Below are 6,212 nucleotides of genomic sequence, written 5' to 3'. Positions count from 1 at the left end.
CCATGCTCGAAGAGCGTTCGAAGGCGATGCCTGATCTTTTCAAGACGCGCCACCCTGATGCGTCGACGCGAATGACACGCCCTTTTTCGTCGGCGAGATCAATATAGAACACATCATCGTTCTTCTTTGCCACGCGCCGCCAGACCTGCCGCTTTGGGCCGGAGGTCGCCAGCCCCTGTAGTGTACGCAGTTGCAAATCGAGATCGCCAGTTCTCGCGGCCGCACCATGTGTCTTAACATGCAATCCATCGAGCCAGGCCCGTGCCCTATCAGACTTGAGATTGACGACGACGCGCGGCTGGGGTTCGTGAACATCGATGTATGGTTCGCCATCCTGCGTATGGAACAACCTGCATTCCGTAATGCGGAGCGTTCGCAAGAGTTCTGGAACATCGGAAGCGGCTGCGATCTTCTTGCAATGCTTCTGATTTTTTCGCTTCTGCATGGAATAATCCCGCTAGTGCCTCCGGCGGCAGTGAACTTGGTGAAGTTCATCAGCGCTTATTGTTCAATTAGCACCCAGTCGTCACGGCGAGCTGTTTAACGCAGTTCCTCCAAGTTCCTCCAATCTCACGATGCCACTTGCGCAACAACGGTCATAACTCGGCAATTGATGCTCTCTAGACGCACCGTTGATCCAACATACCCTCGCCGAAGCGTGCTAGTTTTCATTCACCGAACGACACGGCTTCTCTACCAATGGCCCGGATTCTCCCCCTCGCTTCGTCACCAACTTCACCTCGGCGCGTGACGGATAGGCGATACCGCGAGTCAGCCCTTTGTTGCAGGTAATATGGAAGACCGGTCGCCCATTCTTCGAGTGGTTGATGCCGACTCCGATCAGAATCAAACGTCGCTTGAATCCGAGCTCGTTCATCAGCATCGAAACCTCGACATCATTGTCGACATTGAGATTGTGCTTACTCGTGTTCTGCCGGTTGCAAACGGAGCCGTTGCTATCGCGCTGTTGTGGCAGCGTATCGCGCATATCGAACTTGGGCTTGAAGCCGTAGGCGATCGCATTCAATTGGCCGTCGAATATTTGCACTTGATGACATCGCAGCCGCGAGCATGCATCCCAGGGTTTTTGATCCTTTAAGAGAAACCTCGGCCTCGGCTGCACCATCAGTACAAGGCGCAGCCTTGTGCAATAAAGCTGCGCCAAGCGGGTCGCCAGTCTCAGAAGGTGTGAGGAGGCATGGTGCTGAACAGTGACAAGACAGAGGGCAATAGAGGCGCCTAATTGAAGTCACGGGCAATCCGAGCCAAACGGACCGTGTACGCTGACCTCGCCGTGGGTTTCTCCCATATGGGGAAAGGCGGAACTAGAATGGCGTTTTCTACGTAGATTTCCTGAGAAACGATTGGAATTTGTCGAGGAATTCGCTCTTCGTTTCGACGAGTATTGCGTGCACCTTCCGGTTAAGGTTCGAATCTCGGTCGCGGACGGACCATGGATATTCAATCGCTTCGAAATACTCAGAGACGAAACGCGTGAATGGTGTGCTCCGCGTGTCCGCTTGAGCGTCGAATTCTTCAACGGAGAGTTCGGAGTCCAACGCTCCTTCATCCGCTGGTGATGAATACCAGGCGGTCGGTCGCGACTTTCCGCTGGCGACCCAGATGTAAGCGAGCGCGACGATGGTCCACTCGACAAAAATATCCCGATATGGCCCGCGTTCCCCAAGCCCAAAGTGATATCGAACCATCTTCGCTAGTTCTTTTCTAGGCGATTATCGGCTTGACAAACCCATCGGAACAGCCTAATTTCTCTCTCAGGAACGAGAGGGAATTGTGTCATGTCGGTTTTGACGGCACCCTATTTTCACGACGAAGCCGCTGCTTTCGAGAAGTTGGAAGCCGTTCTTTGGCCGAATGGTCCGGTGTGCCCCCACTGCGGCAACACCGACAAGATCTATGTCCTGAAGGGCGTCCGCTCCAAGCCGAGCAAGAAGAACCCGGAAGGCATTGAGCGCCACGGCCTCAAGAAGTGCGGCGCCTGCCGCAAGCAGTTCACTGTGCGTGTGGGCACGGTGTTTGAGTCCAGCCACATCCCGCTACATCTCTGGTTCCAGGCTGTGCACTTGCTCTGCGCGAGCAAGAAGGGCATCAGCAGCCACCAGCTCCACCGCGTTCTAGAGATCACCTACGAGGCGGCTTGGTTCATGAGCCACCGCATCCGTGAGGCGATGCGTTCCGGTTCACTGGCCCCGATAGGCGGTGCTGGCAGTAGCGGCGTGGTTGAGGCTGACGAAACCTTCATTGGCCGCAAGAAGAGCGTTCCAGTTCGTCGGGGCGGCGCTCACAAGAACGTCGTACTTGGTCTTGTCGAGCGTAGAGGCGGGGTCCGCACGGTCCACATCGACAACACAAAGGCCAGCACGATCCTGCCGATCGTCAACGAGAACATCGCTAAGGAAGCACACGTCATGACCGATGACGGCGCGACTTACTACAAGAAGCTTGGTGACTTCGCAGGGCACGATGCCGTGAACCATTCCGCCGAAGAGTACGTGCGGCATGAGGACGGCAAGCCCGTTATCAGCACGAACACGATCGAAGGCTATTTCAGCATCTTCAAGCGGGGCATGAAGGGCGTGTACCAGCATTGCTCCGAGAAGCACTTGCACCGCTATCTGGCGGAGTTCGATTTTAGGCACAACGCGAGGTCTGCGCTTGGGGTCGAGGACGTAGAACGCACAGAACGCGCGTTACTTGGAATTGTGGGCAAGCGGCTACTGTACGTGGACTCGTCAACAAGGTAGAATCATCCAAACAGAGGTGGTCTACATTGGCTGTCAAGAGAGACATCAAATCCGATCTCACGCTTGAGATTGCAGGAAAAAACGTCACTCCGGATAAGTTCCTTCGGAGTGTTCGATCCTTCTTTGCCATCGTGACTGAGGTAACGGCGAAGGTTGCAGGGAAGAGGACTGCCGTTCAGTGGAACGTAGCGGTGCGCGAAGGAAGCAATCTGGTAGGTCTCGACCCGTTGCCAGGCTACAATGCCACCATCGTCGGGAAAATCATGGATGCGGTCTCCTCTGGCGTATCCCAGATCGAGGATCGCGCGGCACAGCCGCCGTTTTTTACCGAACGAGCAATCAAGAGTTTGCGAGACCTTGCTGACGTCGTCGGAACCACCGCTGAAGATGACACCAAAGTGCGTGTGTGGGTTAAGAGGGAGCCAGTGGCCGTATCCCACAAAGCGGTTGCTCACGTTGCTCAACTACTTGCTAGCGAACACGAAGATTATGGTTCTGTAGAAGGTAGGTTGCAGACTGTCACGGAGCGCGGTGGCTTTCATTTCGTTATCTACCAGTTGCTATGGGACGACTCCGTGCGCTGCTATGTTCCGGATCACCTCTCTCAAAAGGCGCTCGGCTCCTTTGGACAGCGGGTCGAGGTGTATGGTCGTATCAAGTATCGAAAAGACGGCCGAGCACAGAGTATTGAGGCTGACGATATAGTGCCGTTCCCGCCCAAAGAAATCATTCCAAGCTTCCGCGATGTTCGGGGCATTTTACGTAAAGCGTCATAGCAATGGATCGCCGCTATTGGGACTCCGACTGCTTTCTCGGCTACCTCATGGCAGAGCAGGATAAGGTCGCGGATTGCGAACAGGTGTTGCAGGCCGCTGAGGATGGAAAAGTCATCATAGTGACCTCAGCATTGACGATAGCAGAAGTCCTGGCTCTCCGAGGGAGAGACCCAATCCCGACCGCGAATCGAGAGAAGGTTGAGCAGTTTTTCCGGAATGAGTACATTGCAGTTCACAACATCACCCGTCGCATTTCCGAAACAGCTCGTTCGTTTGTCTGGGACTACCGTGTGAAACCGAAAGACGCGCTGCATGTCGCCACGGCGATAGATGCAGGCTTGAGCTTGATGAACTCGTTCGACAAGCCACTGTCCAAGAAATCGGGGAAGATCGGTACGCCGCCGCTTGTGATAGTTAAGCCAGCATGGGTCGAACCCAAACTGCCTATGGATCTTCCGCATGACAAGTCGAAAAAGTAATAAGTCTGACCGCTTCATCGAAGCGGCGAAAGCGAATGAGGCCGATTCCTCCGAGGATGAATTTGATCGTGTCCTTAAACGGATCGCAAAAGCACCGCCACCTGCAACGGTTCAAGATCGCAAGACGACAAAGGCAAGGAAGCCCGCCAAGTAGCAGGCTTTTCTATCTGGCGATGGGTTTGTCAAGCCGATAATCGCCCTTTTCTATCTTCGAGCTTCGAGGAGACTGCTATGAGCGATTCTCTCAGAAAGTTGGCGTCTTTGTTCGACGCCAGACACGCCCACTTAAGGTGCTCATAATTTATTGAAAGGTCATTTGCGATCTCATTGAGCCTAGCGATCGAATCTTCCAATCTTTTAATCTGCGCGTTTGTGCGGAGCTGAAACAAGGTCAGCAAATTGTCACAAAACGCCTGTTCTGTATCTGGCGTTTGCAGAAGCTGGTTTCGCAGATGCTTCGGAATCCCATGCCGCTCTGCAAACGCTTTGACAGCTGTCGTCTGGTCTGCGGTCAATTGCGACATGTTTCCCTCAAAAATGCATTTAAAATCGCATAGCATCGCAGCCGGTGCGTTACGACTACGAGTACAAGCGCAGCGGGGTGGCCAACCTGTCCCTGCCGCATCGGCTCGGGCGAGCGTGTCTCGGCGATGAGCTGCTTGCTCGTCTCGTCGAGACAGACCAGCGGGCGCGCCGGATCGTGCGGCCGCGTGTAGACGTCGAGCACGTCCTCCATCGCGGCAACAAAGGCCGCGTTGGCTTTCGGTGGGATCACCCAATAGTCGGTCAGGTGCGGTTTGATGGCGTTTTTTGAGCGCGCAGCCGACCGTATTCAAGTGTGCCGCCGGCACTATTCCGGGCTCCACCACGTGTTCCGGGTCTTCAACCCGAGGCGGCGAATACGGACGCCGATCAGATCGAAATCGCCTTCAACGGGAGAGCCGTCCATAGAGATAGTACATCACCTGGCTCACATCGGGAATCTGGTGCCCTGAGCAATGAGCACGTCCGCCTGCTTAAGTTTCGCGACGATCTCCATCCTTACCTCAAGTCGAACTACCTCGATGGGGATCGACCACCGCGGTTAGAACGGCCCCCCAGATGAAGCTTTCACTCGATGATCAAGTGGTGCACATTATCGTTGTGTCAAATGACTGATACCATGTTCCCGCTCGGAGGACTCCATGCACAAGATCAGGATACCCGAAGCCGCAATTGATCGCGTCTTGGCTCGTCGCGACAGTCTTTCGGTCTTCAGCGAGATCGATCCAGCCCGTACGGCACATATTGTCGTTGACCTCCAAAACGGCTTCATGGCCGAAGGTCAGCCAGCAGAGATCCCATTGGCGCGAGAGATCGTGCCCAACGTCAATCGTATAAGTCGCGCCTTGCGAGAGGCAGGCGGACAAGTGGTGTTTATCCAGAACACGATCGACGCAGCGGCGAAGGAAACTTGGTCCAACTGGTTCGGGGCAATGTCCGGCCCTCGGCGAATTGCACGCATGGACGAGGCCTTCAAGGAGGGGAGTTTTGGTCATTCACTGTATCCGACGCTTGAGGTTTTGCCGGAAGATCTCCGGGTCAAGAAGTCCCGTTACAGCGCGTTTGTTCAGGGAGCGTCGGAACTGCACTCGATTTTGCAGGAACGTGGCATAGATACGGTTCTAATTACCGGGACCGCCACAAATGTCTGCTGTGAGTCGACCGCCCGCGATGCGATGATGATGAACTATAAGGTGATATTCGTGTCCGACGCTACGGCCACCTGGAATGACGAAGAGCACAATGCCACGCTCGGCATCATGCTGGCGCAGTTCGCGGACGTCCGCACGACCGAAGAAGTCGTCGGTTTATTGTCCGTCGCCAAACGTGAGGCTGCTGAGTAGCTCTGATCAAGGTGCAATCACCTGCGAGGGAAAGCAATTTCCGATCAGTGCGAGGCGCCATAGCATTTGCTGCAACGATACGCGTTTGGCAGCAACAGTGAACTTCGGCCCGCTCTCGCTATGGCGCCGATTGTTTTGACTTGGCAGGTGTATCCGATCTTGCGACCGGCACGTTCATTGATCGCGTTTCCACGGGATCAGAAATCGTTCCACCAAACTGATTGCATAGTACATCAGCCCGGCGATTACTGTCAGGATCACCAGACTCGTCATCACGAGCGACATGCTGAAAATGTTCTGACCGTA

7 protein-coding genes and 2 pseudogenes are annotated in these 6,212 nt (G+C 54.7%); 5 read left to right on the top strand and 4 right to left on the bottom strand.

The features are described 5' to 3' along the window. Both AB7F49_RS37145 and AB7F49_RS37140 read right to left on the bottom strand, forming a co-directional pair. A pseudogene (locus AB7F49_RS37145) lies at positions 1-445 on the bottom strand (hypothetical protein); the annotation flags it as partial. Between the two features lie 216 nt (positions 446-661). Continuing rightward, complete coding sequence (locus AB7F49_RS37140) at positions 662-1,165, bottom strand: hypothetical protein (RefSeq protein ID WP_428532306.1); 504 nt, start codon at positions 1,163-1,165, stop codon at positions 662-664. A gap of 634 nt (positions 1,166-1,799) precedes the next feature. Between AB7F49_RS37140 and AB7F49_RS37135 the strand changes: the two genes are divergently transcribed. The 4 genes from AB7F49_RS37135 to AB7F49_RS37120 are packed head-to-tail and all read left to right on the top strand — an operon-like array spanning position 1,800 to position 4,174. Then, positions 1,800-2,765 (top strand): IS1595 family transposase, encoded by a 966-nt coding sequence (locus AB7F49_RS37135; RefSeq protein WP_428532303.1) that lies wholly within the window; start codon positions 1,800-1,802, stop codon positions 2,763-2,765. A 26-nt stretch (positions 2,766-2,791) separates the two neighbouring features. After that, positions 2,792-3,541 (top strand): hypothetical protein, encoded by a 750-nt coding sequence (locus AB7F49_RS37130; RefSeq protein WP_428532300.1) that lies wholly within the window; start codon positions 2,792-2,794, stop codon positions 3,539-3,541. A 2-nt stretch (positions 3,542-3,543) separates the two neighbouring features. Next, positions 3,544-4,020 (top strand): type II toxin-antitoxin system VapC family toxin, encoded by a 477-nt coding sequence (locus tag AB7F49_RS37125; RefSeq protein ID WP_428532297.1) that lies wholly within the window; start codon positions 3,544-3,546, stop codon positions 4,018-4,020. Next, a complete protein-coding gene (locus AB7F49_RS37120) occupies positions 4,001-4,174 on the top strand; it encodes a hypothetical protein (RefSeq protein ID WP_428532294.1) in 174 nt (57 codons plus the stop codon). The genes AB7F49_RS37125 and AB7F49_RS37120 overlap by 20 nt, the downstream gene beginning before the upstream one ends. A 28-nt stretch (positions 4,175-4,202) precedes the next feature. Here the strand turns inward: AB7F49_RS37120 and AB7F49_RS37115 are convergent, their stop codons facing one another. Both AB7F49_RS37115 and AB7F49_RS37110 read right to left on the bottom strand, forming a co-directional pair. Then, on the bottom strand, positions 4,203-4,544 hold the full coding sequence (locus AB7F49_RS37115) for a hypothetical protein (RefSeq protein WP_428532291.1): 342 nt from the start codon (positions 4,542-4,544) through the stop codon (positions 4,203-4,205). Between the two features lie 86 nt (positions 4,545-4,630). Continuing rightward, positions 4,631-4,831 (bottom strand): annotated as a pseudogene (locus AB7F49_RS37110) (IS630 family transposase); the annotation flags it as partial. A 373-nt stretch (positions 4,832-5,204) separates the two neighbouring features. On the opposite strand from AB7F49_RS37110, the gene AB7F49_RS37105 reads away from it, so the two are divergent. Beyond that, the gene (locus AB7F49_RS37105) at positions 5,205-5,906 is read left to right on the top strand and encodes a cysteine hydrolase family protein (protein WP_428532288.1); all 702 of its coding nucleotides are present in this window, start codon (positions 5,205-5,207) and stop codon (positions 5,904-5,906) included. The last annotated feature ends 306 nt before the right edge of the window (positions 5,907-6,212 follow it).

The sequence above is a fragment of the Pseudorhodoplanes sp. genome, from assembly GCF_050250235.1.
Taxonomy (GTDB): Bacteria; Pseudomonadota; Alphaproteobacteria; order Rhizobiales; family Xanthobacteraceae; genus Pseudorhodoplanes.
Note: the sequence above shows the minus strand (reverse complement) of the source record. Positions and strands in the feature narration are given on the sequence as shown.